This is a genomic window from Corallococcus sp. CA053C (assembly GCF_003611675.1).
In the GTDB taxonomy this organism is placed as follows: Bacteria; Myxococcota; Myxococcia; order Myxococcales; family Myxococcaceae; genus Corallococcus.
Window position 1 is genome coordinate 1 of sequence record NZ_RAWA01000930.1, and the last position, 384, is coordinate 384.

At 65.9% G+C, this 384-nt stretch carries 1 protein-coding gene; it reads right to left on the reverse strand.

What is annotated here, in order from left to right; translation table 11 throughout:
- Nucleotides 1-246: nucleotidyltransferase family protein (locus tag D7V97_RS43935; protein WP_199729312.1), on the reverse strand; the 246-nt coding region annotated here is incomplete at its 3' end.
- Nucleotides 247-384 lie beyond the last annotated feature (138 nt).

The window sequence follows — 384 nt, forward strand, 5'->3', positions numbered from 1 at the left end:
TCGTCGCGGGGCGGGCGCCGGAGATTCGAGGACGGCTTCGGCTAAGAACCGGTCGCGAACACGAGGGTTGAGCCCTGCCTCGGTCAGGACATCGACCTCGACGCCGAGGAGCTCGGACAGGTCCATGACCAGTCCACCGAGATCCACCACGTCCCTTCCCGGCTCCAGGTCGACGAGGAGATCGACATCACTCGAGGGCGTCGCGTCGCCCTGCCACTGACCCGAATACGCGAGATTCGTCGCCAATCGGCGAACGGCGCGCCGATCCGGATTCGTGAGCGTCGTGGATCACGACCCGTGGTGTGCCAGTTGCTAACTCGGTCTGCCGCCGAGCTGCTCGACGAGCGCCGGCACGCTGTCGGTGGCAATAGTCCAGATCTGGTC